Genomic DNA, 20,461 nt, shown 5'->3' with positions numbered 1-20,461 from the left:
GACGCGCCTGCCCCAGTTCATCTTCCGTTCACCCAGGTTGCCTACGTTCACCATGCCAATGACCTCGAACGATTGCCTGGGTAAATGGAAAGCTTCTCGCTGATCCTCGCGATTGTGGTGGTAACCGCACTCGCGTTCGATTTCACGAACGGTTTCCACGACACCGCCAACGCGATGGCCACCACCATCTCCACAGGCGCCCTGAAGCCCAAGATCGCGGTGACCATGTCCGCCGCCCTCAATCTTGTGGGCGCCTTCCTCTCCGTGGAGGTCGCCAACACGATCTCCAAGGGTCTCGTCGACGAGACCGGCATCCGGCCCGAGGTCATCTTCGCCGCCCTGGTCGGCGCGATCCTCTGGAACCTGCTCACCTGGCTGGTGGGCCTGCCCTCCAGCTCCTCGCACGCCCTGATGGGCGGCCTGGTCGGCGCCACCGTCGCCTCCGCCGGCTTCGGCGCCGTCCACGGTGACGTGCTGGTCACCAAGGTGCTGCTGCCGGCGGTCGCCGCGCCGGTCGTGGCGGGCCTCGCCTCGCTGCTGGCCACCCGCTTCTCCTACGGCATCGGCGGCGGCGCCGACGGCGAGGCCACCCGCAAGGGCTACCGCGCCGGCCAGATCGCCTCCGCGGGCCTGGTCTCCCTGGCCCACGGCACCAACGACGCCCAGAAGACGATGGGCATCATCACCCTCGCCCTCGTCACGGGCGGTTCCCTCGCCCCCGGCTCGAACCCTCCCACCTGGGTGATCCTCTCCGCGGGCCTGGCCATCGCGCTCGGCACCTACATCGGCGGCTGGCGCATCATCCGCACCATGGGCAAGGGCCTGACCGACCTGGAGCCGCGCCAGGGCTTCGCCGCCCAGACCAGCGCCGCGACCGCCATCCTGGCCTCCTCGCACCTCGGCTTCTCCCTCTCCACCACCCATGTCGTCTCCGGCTCGGTGATGGGCGCCGGCCTCGGCCGCAAGGGCGGCGTGGTCCGCTGGTCCACCGCGACCCGCATGTTCGTCGCCTGGGCGCTCACCCTCCCGGCCGCCGCCGTGGTCGGCGCGGGCGCCGAGGCCGTCACCGGCCTGGGCGACGCCGGCACCGCCGCCGTCGCCGTCTTCCTGGTCGCCGCCAGCGCCGCGATCTGGAAGATCTCCCGCCGCGAGGTCGTGGACCACACCAACGTGGTCGAGGCCGAGGAGCCGGCCGGCGTGGTCACCACCGCCATCGCCGCCGTCACCCCGCCCCCGGCCGCCGCCGTCACCCCGCCCCCGGCCGGCACGGTCGCCGACCTGGAGGTCTCCTTCCCGCAGCAGGCCACCGGTCCCGCCGAGCCCGCGGCCGCCGCGGCCCCGGCCGTGCCGCCGGCCGCCACCGTCTGATCACGAGCACCGGTTACCGAAGGAAGCATCATGAAGATCGACTGGGCGGCCCTGGGCTCCGTCTTCGGCGTCAGCCTCGTGGTCACCGTGGGTCTGGTGACCCTGTTCACCCTCGGCATCGCGGGCCTGAACCGGCGTGAGAAGGCCGCGGCGCAGGGCGGTTCCGCCGGCCTCGCCGTCACCGGCGCCTACGTCTGCTTCGCGGCCTGTGCGGCGGCGGTGGCGTACGGCATCCACCTCATCGTGGCCAAGCCCTGACCGAACACCCCCGAGGCTCCCCTCCGCACGCCGCGCAGGGGAGCCTCCGGCGTGCCCGCGCCCGCCCGCACGCCCGGCGGTGTGGGGATGGGCACACTCCCCGCACGCAGGTCAGCGGCAAGTTGACGGCCGTTCCGGGCGCGTGGTGGACTGCCCGGGCCAAGTACGGCGGCACGAGAGGAAGCCGGTGCGAATCCGGCGCGGTCCCGCCACTGTCACCGGGGAGGAACCCCGGGAGCCAGGAACTCTCACCGCCGGTTCCCGTCGAACACAGGGCGCGGACACCCTGAGTGAGGACATACAGCGACATGCTCGGCTGCCGATCGAGGACCCGTACCAGGCCCGCACCCGCACGTACGGCCGGCTGAGCCGATGGGTGCCGATCGCACGTACGCGTACGGCGCCGCCGCCGGCCTCCTCGGTGACCTGGTCCTCGGCGATCCGCGCCGCGGGCATCCGGTGGCCGCGTTCGGCCGGGCGGCCGCAGCCGTGGAACGCGCGCTGTGGCACGACCACCGCGGCTGGGGCGCCCTGCACACCGCGGTGTGCGCCGGCGGCGCCGTCGCACTCGGCGCGGTGGCCGCACGCGCCGTACGCCCCTCCCGCACCGCCTCCGCCGCGCTGACCGCCGCCGCCACCTGGGCCGTGGTCGGCGGGACCTCGCTCGCCCGGGAGGCCCGCGCCGTCGGGCGCGCCCTTCGGGCCGGGGACGTCGAGGCGGCCCGGGCCCGGCTGCCCCACCTGTGCGGCCGCGACCCGCAGGCGCTGGACGCCGACGGCATCGCCCGGGCCGTGGTCGAGTCGGTCGCCGAGAACACCTCCGACGCCGTGGTCGGCGCCCTCGTCTGGGGCGCCGTGGCCGGCGTTCCGGGGCTCCTCGGGTTCCGGGCGGTCAACACCCTCGACGCGATGGTCGGCCACCGCTCCCCCCGCCACCGGCGCTACGGCTGGGCCTCCGCCCGCCTGGACGACGTCGCCGGCTGGCCCGGGGCGCGGCTCACCGCCGCACTCGCCGCGCTCGCCGGACCCGATCCGCGCGGCGCCGTGCGCGCCTGGCGGGCCGACGCGGCGAAGCACCCCAGCCCCAACGCCGGACCCGTCGAGGCGTCCTTCGCGGGCGCCCTCGGGGTGCGGCTGGGCGGGACGCTGTCCTACGGCGGCCGGGTCGAACACCGGCCGGTGCTCAACGGCGGCGCCGGCCGGCCGGTCCGGGTCGCCGACATCGACCGGGCCGTACGGCTCTCCCGCCGCGTCGGCCTGCTCGCGCTCGGCGCCACGCTCGCCGCGCGCCGACTAGTGAAGGGACGTGGGAAGTGAGCGGGGGTCTCCTCGTCGCCGGCACCACCTCCGACGCCGGCAAGAGCGTCGTGACGGCCGGCATCTGCCGCTGGCTGGTGCGCCAGGGCGTGAAGGTCGCGCCGTTCAAGGCGCAGAACATGTCCCTCAACTCGTTCGTCACGCGCGAGGGCGCGGAGATCGGGCGGGCGCAGGCCATGCAGGCGCAGGCCTGCCGCATCGAGCCGGCCGCGCTGATGAACCCGGTGCTGCTCAAGCCGGGCGGCGAGCAGAGCAGCCAGGTGGTGCTGCTGGGCAAGCCGGTCGGCGAGCTGAGCGCACGCGGCTACCACGGGGGGCGCCAGCAGCGGCTGCTCGGCACGGTGCTGGACTGCCTGGCCGAGCTGCGGGACACCTACGACGCGGTGATCTGCGAGGGGGCGGGCAGCCCGGCCGAGATCAACCTGCGCCGCACCGACATCGTCAACATGGGCATCGCCCGCAACGCGCGGCTGCCGGTGCTGGTGGTCGGCGACATCGACCGCGGAGGCGTCTTCGCGTCCTTCTTCGGCACGGTGGCCCTGCTGTCGCCCGAGGACCAGGAACTGGTCGCCGGGTTCCTCGTGAACAAGTTCCGCGGGGACGTCTCCCTGCTGGAGCCGGGCCTGGAGATGCTGCGCGGGCTCACCGGGCGGCGGACGTTCGGCGTCCTGCCGTTCCGGCACGGCCTCGGCATCGACGAGGAGGACGGGATGGGGGTCCCCCCGCGCGAGCGGAGCCGAGCGTGGGGGAGGGCGTCCCTGCGCGGCACGGTCCGCGAGTCCGCGGTGACGCCCCCGGTCGGCCAGGACGTGCTGCGGGTCGCCGTCTGCGCGATCCCGCTCATGTCCAACTTCACCGACGTGGACGCGCTCGCCGCCGAGCCGGGCGTCGTGGTGCGGTTCGTGGACCGGCCGGAGGAGCTCGCCGACGCCGACCTGGTGATCGTCCCGGGCACCCGCGGGACCGTGCGGGCGCTCGCGTGGCTGCGGGAGCGCGGGCTGGCGGACGCGCTCGTGCGCCGGGCCGCCGAGGGGCGTCCGGTCCTCGGTGTGTGCGGTGGCTTCCAGATCCTCGGCGAGCACATCGAGGACGAGGTCGAGTCGCGCGCCGGCGCCGTCGCCGGGCTGGGCCTGCTGCCCGTCCGGGTGCGCTTCGCCCGTGAGAAGACCCTGGCCCGGCCGGCCGGGGAGGCACTCGGCGAGCGGGTGGAGGGGTACGAGATCCACCACGGGGTCGCCACCGTCGAGGGCGGCGAACCCTTCCTGGACGGCTGCCGCGTCGGCCAGACCTGGGGCACCCACTGGCACGGCTCGCTGGAGTCGGACGGCTTCCGGCGGGCCTTCCTGCGCGAGGTGGCCGCCGCCGCGGGCCGCCGCTTCGTCCCCGCGCCGGACACCTGCTTCGCCGCGCTGCGCGAGGAGCAGCTCGACCGGCTCGGCGACCTGATCGAACAGCACGCGGACACGGACGCGCTCTGGCGGCTCATCGAGTCGGGCGCGCCGCAAGGACTGCCTTTCATCCCCCCGGGAGCGCCCGCATGAGCACAGTGTTGTTGTTGTCGACCGCCGACACGGATCTGCTGGCGGCCCGGGCCTCCGGCGCCGGCTACCGCATCGGCAACCCCACCCGCGTCGACGTCGCCGAGGAGCTGCCGGCCCTGGTCGAGGGCGCGGACATCGCCGTCGTACGGCTGCTGGGCGGCAAGCGCGCCTGGGAGGACGGGCTGGCCGCGCTGCGGGCGTCCGGCGTCCCGACCGTGCTGCTGGGCGGCGAGGCCGTGCCCGACGCCGAGCTGATGGCCGAGTCGTCGGTGCCGGCCGGTGTGGTCGCGGAGGCGCTGAAGTACCTGGTCGAGGGCGGCCCCGAGAACCTGCTGGAGCTGTCCCGGTTCCTGTCGGACACCGTGCTGCTGACCGGGGAGGGGTTCGCCGCGCCGCGCAGGATGCCGGAGTACGGCGTGCACGGCGCGTACGAACTCCGCGACGGCCGTCCGACCGTGGGCGTGCTGTTCTACCGGGCGCACGAACTGAGCGGCAACACCGCGTTCGTGGACACCCTGTGCGAGGCGATCGAGGCGCACGGGGCCAACGCCCTGCCGGTGTACTGCGGTTCGCTGCGCGGCGCGGACCCCGGGCTGTACGAGCTGCTGGGCCGGGCCGACGCGCTGGTCGCCACCGTGCTCGCGGCCGGCGGCACGCACGCCTCGCACGCCTCGGCGGGCGGCGACGAGGAGTCCTGGGACGTGGGCGCGCTCGCCGAACTGGACGTCCCCGTGCTGCAGGGCCTGTGCCTGACCTCGTCGAGGAGCGCCTGGGAGGAGTCCGACGCGGCCCTGTCCCCCATGGACGCGGCGATGCAGGTCGCCATTCCGGAGTTCGACGGCCGGCTGGTCACCGTGCCGTTCTCCTTCAAGGAGCAGGGGCCCGACGAGGTGCCGGTGTACGTCGCGGACCCGGAGCGGGCCGCCCGCGTCGCCGGGATCGCCGTCCGGCACGCCCGGCTGAGGCACAAGCCGAACGCCGAGAAGAAGATCGCGCTGGTCTTCACCGCCTACCCGACCAAGCACTCCCGCGTCGGCAACGCGGTCGGCCTGGACACGCCCGCGTCGGCGGTACGGGTGCTGGACGCGCTCCGGGACGCGGGGTACTCGCTCACCGAGTACCCGTCCGGGGGCGACGAGCTGATCCACCGGCTGATCGAGGCCGGCGGGCACGACGTGGAGTGGCTGACGGAGGAGCAGCTGGCCGCCGCCCCTGCGCGGGTGCCGCTGGCCGACTACCGGGCGTGGTTCGGGAAGCTCGACCCGCAGCTGCGGGACGCGATGACCGAGGCGTGGGGCGAGCCGCCGGGCTCGCTGTACGTCGACGGCGACGACATCGTGCTGGCGTCGCTGCGGTTCGGCAACGTCGTGGTGATGATCCAGCCGCCGCGCGGCTTCGGCGAGAACCCGATCGCGATCTACCACGACCCGGACATGCCGCCCTCGCACCACTACCTGGCGGCCTACCGGTGGCTGGAGAACAGCTTCGGCGCCGACGCGATCGTGCACATGGGCAAGCACGGCACGATGGAGTGGCTGCCGGGCAAGGGCCTCGGGCTCGGCGCCGGCTGCGCGCCGGACGCGGTGCTCGGCGACCTGCCGCTCGTCTACCCGTTCATCGTCAACGACCCCGGTGAGGGCACGCAGGCCAAGCGGCGCGGGCACGCCACGGTGGTCGACCACCTGGTCCCGCCGATGGCCCGCGCCGACACCTACGGCGACCTGGCCAAGCTGGAGCAACTGCTCGACGAGTACGCCCTGGTGAGCGACCTGGACCCGGCGAAGGCGCCGGCCGTCCGGGCGCAGATCTGGACGCTGGTCAAGGCGGCCGAGCTCCACCACGACCTGCACGTGGACGAGCAGCCGGACGACGACGAGTTCGACGAGTTCGTCATGCACATCGACGGCTACCTGTGCGAGATCAAGGACGTGCAGATCCGCGACGGCCTGCACATCCTCGGCGGCGGTCCGGTCGGCGAACCGCGCGTGAACCTCGTCCTCGCCGTGCTGCGCGCCTCCCAGATCTGGGGCGGCCGGGCCGATGCGCTGCCCGGTCTGCGGGCCGCGCTGGCGGCGCACTTCGGGCTGGACGAGAAGGAGCTGCTGGCCGAGCCGGGTGCGCCGGTGAAGGCGCCGGTGGAGCTGACGGACCTGGCCGAGGGGCCGGCCCGGACCGGGTCCGACGCGATCGACCTGCTGGAGCAGCTGTGCCGGCGGATCGCGGAGGGCATGGAGGACCGGGCATGGGACCGGGCGGCCGTGCCGGGCGTCCTGGACCGCGTGCTCGGCACGCGGCTCGAGAAGGCCGCGGCGGTGCTGGAGTTCGCGTGCACGGAGGTCGTGCCGCGGCTCGCCCGTACCACGGACGAGATCGGGCACATCCTCAAGGCCCTGGACGGCGGTTACGTCCCCGCGGGCCCGTCGGGCTCGCCCACCCGCGGTCTGGTCAACGTGCTGCCGACCGGCCGGAACTTCTACTCCGTCGACCCCAAGGCCATCCCGTCCCGGCTGAGCTGGGAGGTCGGCCAGTCGCTTGCGGACTCGCTGGTGCAGCGGTACCTGCAGGACACCGGCGCGTACCCCCGGTCGGTGGGCCTGACGGTCTGGGGCACGTCCGCGATGCGCACCCAGGGCGACGACATCGCCGAGATCCTGGCGCTGCTCGGCTGCCGCCCGGTGTGGGACGACGCCTCCCGCCGGGTGACCGGCTTCGAGGTGGTTCCGCTCGCGGAGCTGGGACGCCCGCGCATCGACGTCACCGTCCGGATCTCCGGCTTCTTCCGGGACGCGTTCCCGCACGTGGTGGGGCTGATCGACGACGCGGTGCGGGCGGTGGCCGAGCTGGACGAGCCGGCCGAGTCCAACTACGTGCGGGCCCACGTGGACGAGGACACCGCCGCGCACGGCGACCGGCGCCGGGCCACGGCCCGTGTCTTCGGCTCCAAGCCGGGCGCCTACGGCGCCGGTCTGCTGCCGCTGATCGACGCCCGCAACTGGCGTTCCGACGCCGACCTCGCCGAGGTGTACGCGGTGTGGGGCGGCTACGCCTACGGTCGCGGACTGGACGGGCGGGCGGCGCGCGGGGACATGGAGACGGCGTTCCGGCGAATCGCGGTCGCCGCGAAGAACGTCGACACCCGTGAGCACGATCTGGTCGACGCCGACGACTACTTCCAGTACCACGGCGGCATGGTCGCCATGGTCCGGCACCTGACCGGCGCCAACCCCGAGGCGTACGTGGGCGATTCGGCCACCCCCGACCAGGTGCGGACGCGCACGCTGGGCGAGGAGACGCACCGCGTCTTCCGGGCCCGCGTGGTCAACCCGCGCTGGATGGCGGCCATGCGCCGGCACGGCTACAAGGGCGCCTTCGAGATGGCGGCGACCGTGGACTACCTCTTCGGGTACGACGCGACGGCGGGCGTGGTCGACGACTGGATGTACGAGAAGCTGAGCGCGGAGTACGTCTTCGACCCGGAGAACCGGGACTTCATGCGGAAGTCCAACCCCTGGGCTCTGAGGAGCATCACCGAACGCCTGCTGGAGGCGGCGGACCGCGGTCTGTGGGCGGAGCCGGACCAGGAGACCCTGGACCGGCTCCGGGCGACCTACCTCGAACTCGAGGGAGATTTGGAGGGAGACGCATGATCTCCGCTCCCACGCCGTCGTCTCCGGGTCCGGCACCCGGCCAGGTCACACATGAGCCACTCGAAGGAGTGATCCCCGCATGAGCACGCCTTACCCGTTCACGGCCGTCGTCGGCCAGGACGACCTCCGCCTGGCGCTGCTGCTCAACGCGGTGAGCCCAGCCGTCGGCGGGGTGCTGGTGCGCGGCGAGAAGGGCACCGCGAAGTCGACGGCCGTGCGCGCCCTGTCGGCGCTGCTGCCCGAGGTGGCCGTCGTGCCGGGCTGCCGGTTCTCCTGCGACCCGGCGTCCCCGGACCCGTCGTGCCCCGACGGGCCGCACGAGCCGGGGCCGGGCGCGCACCGGCCCGCCCGCATGGTCGAACTCCCGGTCGGCGCCTCCGAGGACCGCCTCGTCGGCGCGCTCGACATCGAGCGCGCGCTCGCCGAGGGCGTGAAGGCGTTCGAGCCGGGCCTGCTGGCCGACGCGCACCGCGGCATCCTGTACGTCGACGAGGTCAACCTGCTCCACGACCACCTGGTCGACCTGCTGCTGGACGCGGCGGCGATGGGCGCGTCGTACGTGGAGCGCGAGGGCGTCTCCGTACGCCACGCCTCGAAGTTCCTGCTGGTCGGCACCATGAACCCGGAGGAGGGCGAGCTGCGGCCCCAGCTCCTGGACCGGTTCGGGCTGACCGTCGAGGTCGCCGCCTCCCGTGAGCCCGACCAACGGGTGGAGGTCGTCAAGCGGCGCCTGGCCTACGACGACGACCCGGCCGCCTTCGCCGCGCGCTGGGCCGAGGAGGAGGCCGCCGTGCGGCAGCGGATCGCGGCGGCAAGGAGGTTGCTGCCGCAGGTGCGGCTGGGCGACGGCGCGCTGCGGCAGATCGCGGCGACCTGCGCGGCGTTCGAGGTGGACGGCATGCGCGCCGACATCGTCATGGCCCGCACCGCGACCGCGCTCGCGGCGTGGGCCGGGCGCACCGACGTGCTCGCCGAGGACGTGCGGCAGGCCGCGCTGCTGGCACTGCCGCACCGGCGCCGACGCAACCCGTTCGATGCGCCGGGGCTGGACGAGGACAAGCTGGACCAGACGCTGGAGGAGTTCTCCGGCGAGTCCCCCGACGAGGATCCCGACCCCGACGGGCCGGGCGGGGGCGGTGGCGGGCCGGCGCCCGAGGCGGGTCCGCAGGGCGGCGGCGACACCGGGGCGCGGCCCGAGGAGGGCGACGGCGGGGAGCCGCAGCCGTCCGGTGCGGGCGCGGGTGAGCAGCCGGCCGCCCGGGCCGCCGAGCCCTTCCGGGCCAGGGTGCTGAGCGTGCCCGGAGTCGGCGAGGGCGTCGCGGGCCGGCGCTCGCGGGCCCGGACCGAGCACGGCCGGACCACCGGGGCCCGGCGCCCCCGGGGGGCCCTCACCAAGCTGCACCTGGCCGCGACCGTGCAGGCGGCCGCCCCGCACCAGCGGGCGCGGGGCCGCTCCGGGCCCGGTCTGGTGGTGCGCCGTGACGATCTGCGGCAGGCGGTGCGCGAGGGGCGTGAGGGCAACCTCGTGCTGTTCGTGGTGGACGCCTCCGGGTCGATGGCGGCGCGGCAGCGGATGAGCGCCGTCAAGGGCGCCGTGCTGTCCCTGCTGCTCGACGCCTACCAGCGCCGGGACAAGGTGGGGCTGGTGACCTTCCGCGGGAGGGACGCGCAGGTCGCGCTGCCCCCGACCTCCTCCGTGGACGCGGCGGCGGCCCGCCTGGAGTCGCTGCCGACCGGGGGCCGGACCCCGCTCGCCGCCGGGCTGCTGCGCGCCCACGAGGTGCTGCGGGTGGAGCGGCTGCGGGACCCGGCGCGGCGGGCGCTGCTGGTGGTCGTCACCGACGGCCGCGCCACGGGCGGCCCCGATCCGGTGGCGCTCGCCGGGCGCGCCGCGCGGCTGTTCGCGGCCGAGGGGGTCGCGTCGGTGGTCGTGGACTGCGAGTCGGGGCCGGTGCGGCTGGGGCTCGCGGGGCGGCTCGCGGGTGAGCTGGGCGGTACGGCCGTCACGCTCGACGAGCTGCGGGCGGACTCGATCGCCGGACTGGTCAGGGACGTTCAGGGGACTTCGAGGAGGGCCGCGTGATGCCGCAGGGACAGCCGAGTGTCGTACCGGACGACGGACTGACGACCCGCCAGCGCCGCAACCGTCCGCTGGTCGTCGTGCACACGGGCGTCGGCAAGGGCAAGTCGACGGCCGCCTTCGGGCTCGCGCTGCGGGCCTGGAACCAGGGGTGGCCGATCGGGGTGTTCCAGTTCGTGAAGTCGGCCAAGTGGAAGGTCGGCGAGGAGAACGCGCTGCGCGTGCTCGGCGCCTCCGGCGAGGGCGGCACCGTCGCCTGGCACAAGATGGGCGAGGGCTGGTCCTGGGTCCAGCGCGACGCGCAGATGGACAACGAGGAGAAGGCCCGCGAGGGCTGGGAGCAGGTCAAGCGGGACCTCGCCGCCGAGACGTACCGGCTGTACGTGCTGGACGAGTTCGCCTACCCGATGCACTGGGGGTGGGTGGACACCGACGAGGTGATCTCCGTGCTGCGGGACCGGCCCGGCACCCAGCACGTCGTGATCACCGGGCGGAACGCGCCGCAGAAGCTGGTGGACTTCGCCGACCTCGTGACCGACATGTCCAAGGTCAAGCACCCCATGGACGTGGGCCAGAAGGGCCAGAAGGGCATCGAGTGGTGACGTCGTCGGTGCCCCGGCTGGTCGTCGCCGCGCCCTCGTCGGGCAGCGGCAAGACCACCGTCGCCACGGGACTGATGGCCGCGTTCGCCGCGCGGGGGCTCGCCGTGTCCCCGCACAAGGTCGGGCCGGACTACATCGACCCCGGCTATCACGCGCTCGCGACCGGGCGGGTCGGACGCAACCTGGACGCCTACCTGTGCGGGCCGGAGCTGATCGCTCCGCTGTTCCTGCACGGGGCGCGGGGGTGCGACGTCGCCGTGGTCGAGGGCGTGATGGGGCTGTACGACGGGGCCGCCGGGGAGGGCGAGCTGGCGTCCACCGCGCAGGTCGCGAAGCTGCTGCGGGCGCCGGTGGTGCTCGTGGTCGACGCCTCCTCGCAGTCGCGGTCGGTGGCGGCGCTGGTGCACGGTTTCGCCTCGTGGGACCCCGGGGTGCGGATCGGGGGCGTGATCCTGAACAAGGTCGGCTCCGACCGGCACGAGGAGCTGCTGCGGGAGGCGCTGGACTCCTCCGGGGTGCCCGTCCTCGGTGTGCTCCGGCGCGCTCCCCAGGTGGACACGCCGTCACGGCACCTGGGGCTGGTGCCGGTCGCCGAGCGGCGCGCCGCGGCGGTCGAGGCGGTGGCGGCCATGGCCGCCCAGGTGGCCCGCGGATGCGACCTGGACGCGCTGGAGGCGCTGGCGCGGAGTGCCGGCGCCGTACCAGCAGGCTCCGCTCCCTGGACCCCCGATCGGCCCGGGGGGCCCGGTCCTCAATCGCCGGACGGGCTGGTGGTCGCCGTCGCCGGAGGGCCCGCGTTCACCTTCTCCTACGCCGAGCACGCCGAGTTGCTCGCCGCCGCCGGCGCCGAGGTCGTCCCGTTCGATCCGTTGCGGGACGAGGGGCTCCCCGAGGGGACGCGGGGGCTGGTCGTCGGGGGCGGGTTCCCCGAGGTGTACGCCGGTGAGCTGTCCGCCAACGAACGCCTCCGCAAGGCCGTCGCCGAGCTGGCGTTCTCCGGGGCGCCGGTGGCCGCCGAGTGCGCGGGGCTCCTCTACCTGTGCCGGGAGCTGGACGGGCAGCCGATGTGCGGGGTGCTCGACGCCACCGCGCGGATGACGGACCGGCTGACGCTGGGCTACCGGGACGCCGTGGCCGTCGGCGACAGCGCGCTGGCGGCGGCCGGGACGCGGATGCGGGGCCACGAGTTCCACCGCACCGTCGTGGAGCCGGGCGCCGGCGCCGCCCCCGCCTGGGGCGTGCGGGCCCCGGTCCGGCGGGTCGAGGGTTTCGTGCAGCAGGGCGTGCACGCGAGTTATCTGCACACGCACTGGGCGTCCGAGCCCGGTGTCGCCCGTCGGTTCGTGGAGAGGTGCCGGACGTCATGAGCAGCAGGCTGGTCGGAGTCGGGGTCGGTCCCGGGGATCCGGAGCTGGTGACCGTGAAGGGGGTCAACGCGCTGCGTGCGGCCGAGGTCGTCGTCGTCCCCGTGATGGACTCCGGGGAACGCGGGCGGGCCGAGGCGACCGTGCTGCACTACGTGCCCGCGGAGAAGGTCGTCCGGGTGGTGTTCGCGCTGAACGAGCGGACCGACCGGGCGCGCCGGGAGGCCGCCTGGGACGCGGCCGGGGCCCGGGTCGCGGACCTGCTGCGGCGGCACGGGTCCGTGGCGTTCGCGACCATCGGCGACCCGAACGTGTACTCGACGTTCACGTATCTCGCGCAGACCGTCGCGGAACTGGTGCCGCAGGTGGTCGTGGAGACCGTGCCGGGGATCACCGCCATGCAGGATCTCGCGGCGCGCTCCGGGGCCGTGCTGACGGAGGGCACCGAGCCGCTCACCCTCGTACCGGTCACGGCCGGGTCCGCCGTGCTGCGGGAGGCGCTGGCCGGGCCGGGGACGGTCGTGGCGTACAAGTTCGGGCGGCAGGCCGCCGAGGTCGCCGAGGCGCTGGCGGAGACCGGCCGGCTCGGGGGCGCCGTGTGGGGGTCGGCGCTGGGGCTGCCCGAGGAGTCGGTGCGTCCGGCCGCCGAGCTGGACGGGACGCCGCTGCCGTACCTGTCGACGCTGATCGCGCCGCCGCGGCGGGACGGCGGCCGGGGCGGCAAGCTGTGACACGGTCCGTGCGGTCAGCCGGACAGGCCGACCACCAGCCAGACGAACGCGGCCCCGGCCACCGTGCACAGCAGGGTGGAGCGGGCCGGGTGCTCGTGATGGGCCTCGGGGAGGATCTCGGCGGCGGCGAGGTAGAGCAGCACGCCGCCGAACAGGCCGAGATACCCGCCGAGCACCGGTTCGGGAAGGCGGAAGAAGGCCGTCGACAGCGCGCCGAGCAGGGGTGCGCAGGCGTCGGCCACCAGCATGCCGATCGCCCGGCGGCGGGCGTTGCCGTACAGGCTGGTGAGGGTGAAGGTGTTGAAGCCGTCGGCGAAGTCGTGGGCGACCACGGCGAGCGCGACGGCCGTGCCCATGCCGCCGCCGACCTGGAAGGCCGCGCCGATCGCCACGCCGTCCATGGCGCTGTGGCCGACCATCGCGCCGGCCGCGGTCAGGCCCACCTCGGGCGCCCGGTGCAGGTGCCCCTCGGCGCCGCCGTGCGCCGCCCGGCGGGCCGCCAGCGTGCGCTCCACCAGGTGGGCCAGCAGGAAACCGGCCACGAACAGCAGCAGCGCCGCGGGCACGCCGAAGACCTCGCGGCCGGCCGCGTGCAGCGCCTCCGGCAGCAGGTCCAGGCCGACCACGCCCAGCATCAGCCCGCCGGCCAGACCCAGGACCAGATGGCGGCGGTCGGTGACGCGCTGCGCCGTCCAGCCGCCGGCCAGCGTCATCAGGAACGCGCCGAGCGCGACGAGGACCGCCATGGGCCCTTCGTATCCGATGGACCGGCGTCCACGCACCTCCGGCGGCCGTTCACGTGACCAGCCGCCCGAGCAGTCCCGAACGCCCCGAACGCCCCCAACGCCCGACCGCCCCACACGCATGACCCGTAGGAGAGGACCGATTCCCATGGCCGATGCCCCCGCCGGCAAGGTGACCTTCGTCGGTGCCGGCCCCGGCGCCGCCGACCTGCTGACGTTCCGCGCCGCGCGTGCCATCGCCGAGGCCGACGTCGTGATCTGGGCCGCGAGCCTGGTCCAGGCGGAGGTCCTCGAACACGCCCGCGAGGACGCCGAGGTGCTGGACTCGGCGGCCATGTCGCTGGAGGACGTCGTCGCCGTGTACCGGCGGGCGCACCGGGACGGACTGAGGGTCGCCCGCATCCACTCCGGCGACCCGGCCCTGTGGGGCGGCACGCAGGAGCAGCTGGACCGCTGTCACGAGATCGGCATCGCCACCGAGGTCGTCCCCGGCGTGTCCTCGTTCTCCGCCGTGGCGGCGCTCGCGCAGCGCGAGCTGACCGTCCCGGAGGTCGCGCAGTCCGTGGTGCTGACCCGGCTGGGCGGCGGCAAGACGCCGATGCCGCCCGGGGAGGAGGTGCGCGAGTTCGCGCGCCACGGCACCACCATGGCGATCTTCCTGTCGGCGGCGCGCAGCGGGCAGCTGGTACGGGAGCTGCTGGAGGGCGGCTACCCCACGGCCACCCCGGTGGTCGTGGCCTACCAGGCGACCTGGCCCGAGGAGCTGATCGTGCGGTGCACCATCGGCACCCTGGAGGAGACGGTCAAGGAGCACAAGCTCTGGAAGCACACCCTGTTCCTGGTCGGCCCGGCGCTGGACGCGCACGGCACCCGCTCGCACCTGTACCACCCGGGGCACTTCCACGGCTTCCGCAAGGCCGACCCGGAGGCCCGGCGGGCGCTGCGGGAGCGGGGGGCCAACAGGTGATCACGGTCGTCGGCGCGGGGACGGGCGCGCCGGTCCCCGCGGACGTCCTCGCCGGCGCCGCGCTGGTGGCCGGCGGGCGCCGGCATCTGGACGCCGTACGGCTGCCGGACGGGGTGCGGCGGGTGGTGCTCGGCCCGCTGGCGCCCGCCCTGGACGCCATCGCGCGGTGCGTCGAGGAGGAGCTGCCGGTCGTCGTGCTGGCCTCCGGGGACCCGGGGTTCTTCGGGATCGTGCGGGCGCTGGCCGAGCGGTTCGGGCCCGGCCTGCTCGACGTGCGGCCCGGGGTGTCCTCGGTGGCCGCCGCGTTCGCGCGGATCGGGCTGCCCTGGGACGACGCGGTCGTGGTCAGCGCGCACGGCCGGGACCTGCGGACCGCTCTCAACGTGTGCCGGGCGCGGCCGAAGGTGGCCGTGCTGACCGGCCCGGGGGCCGGACCGGCCGAGCTGGGGGCCGCGGTGCCGGCGGGCCGGATGCTGGTGGTGGCGAGCGCCCTCGGGGACCCGGAGCGCGAGCGCGTGGAACGGGTGACGCCCGCCGAGGCCGCCGCCCGGGACTGGGGGACGGCGGTGAGCGTGGTGCTGTGCCTGGACGAGACGCGGGCGCTCGGCCCGGTGCGCACGATCGCCGGGGTGCCTGAGCCGCCGTCCCGGTGGGCGCTGGACGAGAGCCGCTTCACCCACCGGGACTCGATGATCACGAAGTTCGAGGTGCGGGCCCTGGCCCTCGCCCGGCTCGGGCCGCGTCTGGGCGACCTGGTGTGGGACGTGGGCGCCGGGTCGGGGTCGGTGGCGGTGGAGTGCGCGCGGCACGGCGCGGCCGTCGTCGCCGTCGAGAAGACCCCGGACGGGGTGGAGCGGATCCGCGCCAACGCCGCCGCCCACGGCGTCGCCGTGGAGGTGGTGCACGGCTCGGCGCCCGCCGCCCTGGACGGGCTGGACGATCCGGACGCGGTGTTCGTCGGCGGCGGCGGCCGTGAGCTGCCCGCCGTCGTCGCCGCGTGCGCGCGGCGGGCCCGGCGGACGGTCGTCGTCGCCGTCGCCGCGCTGGACCGGGTGCCGGCGGCGCGCGAGGCGCTGACGGGCGCCGGGTTCGCCTGTGACGGGGTGCTGCTGCAGTCGTCACGGCTGGCGCCGCTGCCGGGGGACGTGACCCGGCTCGCGGCCACCAATCCTGTGTTTGTGCTGTGGGGCGTGCGTACCCCGGCGTCGAGAGAAGGAGTGTCCCAGTGATCGGCCTCATTTCCGCCACCGCGGCGGGTGCGGCGGCGCGCGACCGGCTGGCCGCGGCATGGCCGGACCGCACGCGGGTGTACGACGGTCCCGTCGGGGAGGCCGTACGGGCCGCGTTCGCGGAGTGCGGGCAGCTGGTGTGCTTCCTGGCGACCGGGGCGGTGGTGCGGCTGCTCGCCCCGCTCCTCGGGGACAAGGCGGCCGACCCGGGCGTGGTGTGCGTCGACGAGGCCGGCCGGTTCGCGGTGTCGCTGGTCGGCGGGCACGGCGGCGGCGCCAACGCGCTCGCCCGCGAGGTCGGCCAGGTGCTGGGGGCCGAGCCGGTGGTGACCACCGCGACGGACTCCGCCGGGCTGCCGGGCCTGGACACGCTGGGGCTGCCCTGCGAAGGCGCGGTCGCCGCGGTCTCCCGGGCGCTGCTGGACGGCGAACCGGTCGCGTTGGAGGCGGAGGTGGCGTGGCCGCTGCCGCCGCTGCCGGTCGCCCCGCAGGGGGCGTACACGATCCGGCTGACCGACCGGGCCGTCCGGCCGGGCGAACGGGAGGTGCTGCTCAGGCCGCCGTCCCTGGTGGTCGGGGTCGGCGCGTCGCGGGGCGCGCCCGCCGGGGAGGTCCTCGGTCTGGTCGAGGAGGCGCTGCGGGAGGCGGGCCTCTCGCCGGCCTCGGTCGCCGAACTGGCCACCGTGGACGCCAAGGCGGAGGAGCCCGGCATCGTGGCCGCCGCCGAGCGGCTCGGGGTGCCGCTGGTGACGTACGCCGCCGAGGAGCTGGCGGCCGTGGCGGTGCCGAACCCGTCCGCCGCGCCGCTCGCGGCCGTCGGCACCCCGTCGGTCGCCGAGGCCGCCGCCCTGCTGCGCGGCGGTGAACTCCTCGTTCCCAAGCGGAAGTCGGCCATGGCGACGTGTGCCGTGGTACGGCGTCCGGGGCGCGGGCGGCTCGCGGTGGTCGGGATCGGGCCGGGCGCCCGGGACCTGCTCACCCCGCGCGCGGCGGCCGAGCTGCGCCGGGCGTCGGTGCTGGTCGGGCTCGACCAGTACGTCGACCAGATCCGCGATCTGCTGCGGCCCGGCACCCGGGTGCTGGAGTCCGGGCTCGGCGCGGAGGAGGAGCGGGCCCGCACCGCGGTCGCGGAGGCCCGCAAGGGGCAGGCGGTCGCGCTGATCGGCAGCGGGGACGCGGGCGTGTACGCGATGGCGTCGCCGGCGCTCGCGGAGGCCTCCGACGACATCGACGTGGTCGGGGTGCCCGGCGTGACGGCCGCGCTGGCCGCCGGCGCGGTCCTCGGCGCCCCGCTGGGCCACGACCACGTGTCCATCAGCCTGTCCGACCTGCACACGCCCTGGGAGGTCATCGAGCGGCGGGTGCGGGCGGCGGCCGAGGCGGACCTGGTGGTGACGTTCTACAACCCGCGTTCGCGGGGCCGGGACTGGCAGCTGCCCAAGGCGCTGGCGGTCCTCGCCGGGCACCGCGGGCCGGCCACGCCGGTCGGTGTCGTCCGCAACGCCTCCCGCCCGGACGAGTCCAGCCGCGTCACGACGCTCGCCGCACTGGACCCGGCGACGGTCGACATGATGACGGTGGTGACCGTGGGCAACACCGCGACCCGGATCGTCGCGGGGCGGATGGTGACCCCGCGCGGCTACCGCTGGCAGGAGACATCGTCGACGAGCGGCTCCGCCGCGGGACAGGAGGGCGGCCGGTGAACTCCGAGACCCGTGTGGTCCACCCCATCGAGCAGGAGTCCTTCCGGCGGCTGCGCGCCCGCCTGGACACCTCGCACCTCCCGCCGCTGACCCGGGCGGTGGTGGAACGGGTGATCCACTCCTCCGCCGACCTGGAGTACGCCGACGACCTGGTGATGCAGGAGCGGGACCTGGTGGCGGCGCACGCGGCGCTGCACGCCGGGGCGCCCGTCGTCGTGGACGTGGAGATGGTCGCGGCGGGCATCACCCGGCGCGAGACCGTGTGCCGGCTCAGGGACGCCCGGTCCGGCCCCGGACTGACCCGCTCGGCCCACGCGGTCCGGCTCGCCTACGAGGAGGTCGGGCCGGGCGCCCTGTGGGTGATCGGCTGCGCGCCGACCGCCCTGGAGGAGCTGCTGACCCTGGACGCCTCCCCCGCGCTCGTCATCGGCCTGCCGGTGGGCTTCGTCGGCGCCGCCGAGTCCAAGGCCGCGCTGCGTGCGAGCGGGCTGCCCGCCGTCAGCAACGTGTCCGAGAAGGGCGGCTCGGCGGTCGCCGCCGCCGCGCTCAACGCCCTGCTGTACCACCCCGTTACGTCTGAGGAGACCTCGTGACCACCCCGCCCGCCCTGCTCATCGCCGGACACGGCACCCGTGACGACGCCGGCGCCGAGGCGTTCCGCGACTTCGTCCGGGAGCTGGGGCGCCGCAACCCCGCTCTGCCCGTCGCGGGCGGCTTCATCGAACTGTCCCCGCCGCCGCTGGGCGAGGCCGTCGCCGAACTGGTCGGGCAGGGCGTGCGCCGGTTCGCGGCCGTGCCGCTGATGCTGGTGTCCGCCGGGCACGCCAAGGGCGACATCCCGGCCGCGCTGGCCCGCGAGAAGGAACGGCACCCCGGCATCTCGTACACCTACGGCCGTCCGCTCGGCCCGCACCCGGCGCTGCTGAGCGTGCTGGAGCGGCGGCTGGACGAGGCGCTCGGGGGGACCGCCCGCACCGCCGGGGACCGGGCCGACGTGACCGTGCTGCTGGTCGGGCGCGGGTCCACCGACCCGGACGCCAACGCCGAGGTGTTCAAGGCGGCGCGGCTGCTGTGGGAGGGCCGCGGCTACGCCGGCGTGGAGACGGCGTTCGTGTCGCTGGCGGCGCCGGACGTGCCGAGCGGCCTGGACCGGTGCGCCGCGCTGGGCGCGCGCCGGATCGTCGTGCTGCCGTACTTCCTGTTCACCGGCATCCTCCCGGACCGGGTGCGGCAGCAGACCGAGGACTGGGCCGCCGCGCACCCGCAGGTCGAGGTGCGGTCGGCCGACGTCATCGGGCCCGAGCCGGAGCTGCTGGACCTGGTGATGGAGCGGTACCGGGAGGCCGTCGAGGGCGACCTGCGGATGAACTGCGACTCGTGCGTGTACCGGATCGCGCTGCCGGGCTTCGAGGACAAGGTCGGTCTGCCGCAGCAGCCGCACTTCCACCCGGACGACGACGGCCACCACCACGGGCACGGGCACCACCACGGGGGGCACTCGCACAGCCATGCGCACTGACGACGCCGACGCGGCCGGGCACGACCTGCGCCACCACGGGGACGCCGAAGTGCGCGACGGCGGCGCCGCCCTGGTGGACCTCGCCGTCAACGTCCGCGCGGGCACGCCCCCGCGGTGGCTGCGGGAGGAGATCGCCGGTTCGCTGTCGTCCCTCGCGGCCTACCCCGACGGGCGGGCCGCACGGGCCGCGGTGGCCGCGCGGCACGGGCTGCCGGCCGAGCGGGTGCTGCTGACCGCGGGGGCCGCGGAGGCGTTCGTGCTGCTGGCCCGCGCCCTGGAGGTCCGCCGGCCGGTGGTGGTGCACCCGCAGTTCACCGAGCCGGAGGCCGCGCTGCGGGACGCCGGGCACACCGTCGGCCGGGTGCTGCTGCGGGAGGAGGACGGCTTCCGGCTGGACCCGGCGGCCGTGCCGGAGGACGCCGACCTGGTGGTGGTCGGCAACCCCACCAATCCGACGTCCGTCCTGCACCCGGCGGGGGCGCTCACCCGGCTGGCCCGCCCCGGGCGGACGCTGGTGGTCGACGAGGCGTTCATGGACGCAGTGCCCGGTGAGCGGGAGACACTGGCCGGGCGGACCGACGTACCGGGGCTCGTCGTGCTGCGCAGCCTCACCAAGACGTGGGGGCTGGCCGGGCTGCGGATCGGCTACGCGCTGGCCGCGCCCGACGTGATCGCCCGGCTGCAGCGGGCGCAGCCGCTGTGGCCGGTGTCCACGCCGGCGCTGGCCGCGGCGGAGGCGTGCGTGGGGCCGCGGGCGCTGGCCGAGGCGGAGCGGGCGGCGCACCGCATCGCCGGGGACCGGGCGCATCTGATCGCCGGGCTGGGCGCGTTCGCGTCCCGCGGCGTGCGGGTGGTGCAGCCCGCCGAAGCCCCGTTCGTGCTGGTGCGCATGGCGGGCGCGGACCGGGTGCGGCGGCGGCTGCGGGACCTCGGCTACGCGGTCCGGCGGGGGGACACGTTCCCCGGGCTCGGCCCGCAGTGGCTACGGGTGGCCGTGCGGGACCGGGACACCGTGGACGGTTTCCTGCGGTCGCTGTCGGCCGCCCTGCCCGCCTGAGCGGCCGCGGGCCCAGCCGTCACGGCAGCGCCGGTGCGCCGGCCGACGCCGGAACCCAGGCGCGCACGCCGTCACCGGCGCGCCTGCCCGACCACCCGCACTCGGGGTGGCGGGGCGGGCGCCCGGAGCGCGGTCACCGTCACCGCGCGCCCCGGAGGGCGACGGCGAGGCGGGGCATGCCCGTCCGAGGCGGGGCGCACCGCCGGACCCGGCGGGCGCCGGGCGCACGCGTCACCGGCACGCAGTGCCGACGATCCCGTCCTGGGCGACGAAGGACACGGCGGGACGGTCCGCCCCGACAGCGGTGCCGCAGCTCGGCGGAACCGATGGCGTCA

The 20,461-nt window shown here is 75.6% G+C and carries 16 protein-coding genes and 1 riboswitch; of the genes, 15 read left to right on the top strand and 1 reads right to left on the bottom strand.

Annotated elements, in window-relative coordinates; translation table 11 throughout:
- The first annotated feature begins 84 nt into the window (after positions 1–84).
- The 9 genes from ABZ261_RS14505 to cobI all read left to right on the top strand — a co-directional run bounded on the left by ABZ261_RS14505 (position 85) and on the right by cobI (position 12,908).
- On the top strand, positions 85–1,368 hold the full coding sequence (locus ABZ261_RS14505) for an inorganic phosphate transporter (RefSeq protein ID WP_356858931.1): 1,284 nt from the start codon (positions 85–87) through the stop codon (positions 1,366–1,368).
- Positions 1,369–1,398: 30 nt separating this feature from the next.
- Positions 1,399–1,626, top strand: coding sequence for a hypothetical protein (locus tag ABZ261_RS14500; protein WP_356858929.1), 228 nt, complete (start codon positions 1,399–1,401; stop codon positions 1,624–1,626).
- Positions 1,627–1,802: 176 nt separating this feature from the next.
- A riboswitch (cobalamin riboswitch) is annotated at positions 1,803–1,874 on the top strand.
- A 124-nt stretch (positions 1,875–1,998) separates the two neighbouring features.
- Positions 1,999–2,943 carry a cobalamin biosynthesis protein gene (locus tag ABZ261_RS14495; protein WP_356858927.1) on the top strand — a complete coding sequence of 315 codons (945 nt, stop codon included), beginning with the start codon at positions 1,999–2,001 and terminating at the stop codon, positions 2,941–2,943.
- A complete protein-coding gene (locus tag ABZ261_RS14490; RefSeq protein WP_356858925.1) occupies positions 2,940–4,484 on the top strand; it encodes a cobyric acid synthase in 1,545 nt (514 codons plus the stop codon). The genes ABZ261_RS14495 and ABZ261_RS14490 overlap by 4 nt, the downstream gene beginning before the upstream one ends.
- Complete coding sequence (gene cobN, locus ABZ261_RS14485) at positions 4,481–8,131, top strand: cobaltochelatase subunit CobN (RefSeq protein ID WP_356858923.1); 3,651 nt, start codon at positions 4,481–4,483, stop codon at positions 8,129–8,131. The genes ABZ261_RS14490 and cobN overlap by 4 nt, the downstream gene beginning before the upstream one ends.
- A 79-nt stretch (positions 8,132–8,210) precedes the next feature.
- Positions 8,211–10,214, top strand: coding sequence for a putative cobaltochelatase (locus tag ABZ261_RS14480; RefSeq protein WP_356858921.1), 2,004 nt, complete (start codon positions 8,211–8,213; stop codon positions 10,212–10,214).
- Positions 10,214–10,813 (top strand): cob(I)yrinic acid a,c-diamide adenosyltransferase, encoded by a 600-nt coding sequence (gene cobO, locus ABZ261_RS14475; protein ID WP_356858919.1) that lies wholly within the window; start codon positions 10,214–10,216, stop codon positions 10,811–10,813. The genes ABZ261_RS14480 and cobO overlap by 1 nt, the downstream gene beginning before the upstream one ends.
- On the top strand, positions 10,810–12,180 hold the full coding sequence (locus ABZ261_RS14470; RefSeq protein WP_356859018.1) for a cobyrinate a,c-diamide synthase: 1,371 nt from the start codon (positions 10,810–10,812) through the stop codon (positions 12,178–12,180). Before cobO ends, ABZ261_RS14470 begins: the two co-directional genes overlap by 4 nt.
- Entirely contained in the window at positions 12,177–12,908 is a 732-nt protein-coding gene (cobI, locus tag ABZ261_RS14465; protein WP_356858917.1) for a precorrin-2 C(20)-methyltransferase, read from the top strand. Before ABZ261_RS14470 ends, cobI begins: the two co-directional genes overlap by 4 nt.
- A 14-nt stretch (positions 12,909–12,922) precedes the next feature.
- Here the strand turns inward: cobI and ABZ261_RS14460 are convergent, their stop codons facing one another.
- Positions 12,923–13,654, bottom strand: a complete 732-nt coding sequence (locus ABZ261_RS14460; protein WP_356858915.1) for a ZIP family metal transporter — start codon at positions 13,652–13,654, stop codon at positions 12,923–12,925.
- Positions 13,655–13,799: 145 nt separating this feature from the next.
- Between ABZ261_RS14460 and cobM the strand changes: the two genes are divergently transcribed.
- From cobM to cobC, 6 genes are read left to right on the top strand one after another with little or no spacing between them, the layout of a single operon-like run.
- Positions 13,800–14,618, top strand: coding sequence for a precorrin-4 C(11)-methyltransferase (gene cobM / locus ABZ261_RS14455; RefSeq protein ID WP_356858913.1), 819 nt, complete (start codon positions 13,800–13,802; stop codon positions 14,616–14,618).
- A complete protein-coding gene (gene cbiE / locus ABZ261_RS14450; RefSeq protein WP_356858911.1) occupies positions 14,615–15,847 on the top strand; it encodes a precorrin-6y C5,15-methyltransferase (decarboxylating) subunit CbiE in 1,233 nt (410 codons plus the stop codon). Before cobM ends, cbiE begins: the two co-directional genes overlap by 4 nt.
- Entirely contained in the window at positions 15,844–17,550 is a 1,707-nt protein-coding gene (gene cobJ / locus ABZ261_RS14445; RefSeq protein WP_356858909.1) for a precorrin-3B C(17)-methyltransferase, read from the top strand. Before cbiE ends, cobJ begins: the two co-directional genes overlap by 4 nt.
- Positions 17,547–18,143 carry a precorrin-8X methylmutase gene (locus ABZ261_RS14440; RefSeq protein ID WP_356858907.1) on the top strand — a complete coding sequence of 199 codons (597 nt, stop codon included), beginning with the start codon at positions 17,547–17,549 and terminating at the stop codon, positions 18,141–18,143. Before cobJ ends, ABZ261_RS14440 begins: the two co-directional genes overlap by 4 nt.
- Complete coding sequence (locus ABZ261_RS14435) at positions 18,140–19,069, top strand: sirohydrochlorin chelatase (protein ID WP_356858905.1); 930 nt, start codon at positions 18,140–18,142, stop codon at positions 19,067–19,069. The genes ABZ261_RS14440 and ABZ261_RS14435 overlap by 4 nt, the downstream gene beginning before the upstream one ends.
- Positions 19,059–20,126, top strand: a complete 1,068-nt coding sequence (gene cobC / locus ABZ261_RS14430; protein WP_356858903.1) for an Rv2231c family pyridoxal phosphate-dependent protein CobC — start codon at positions 19,059–19,061, stop codon at positions 20,124–20,126. Before ABZ261_RS14435 ends, cobC begins: the two co-directional genes overlap by 11 nt.
- Positions 20,127–20,461: the final 335 nt, after the last annotated feature.

It is taken from the genome of Streptomyces sp. NPDC006193 (genome assembly GCF_040613915.1).
In the GTDB taxonomy this organism is placed as follows: Bacteria; Actinomycetota; Actinomycetes; order Streptomycetales; family Streptomycetaceae; genus Streptomyces.
This window is presented reverse-complemented; position numbering and strand designations above follow the sequence as displayed.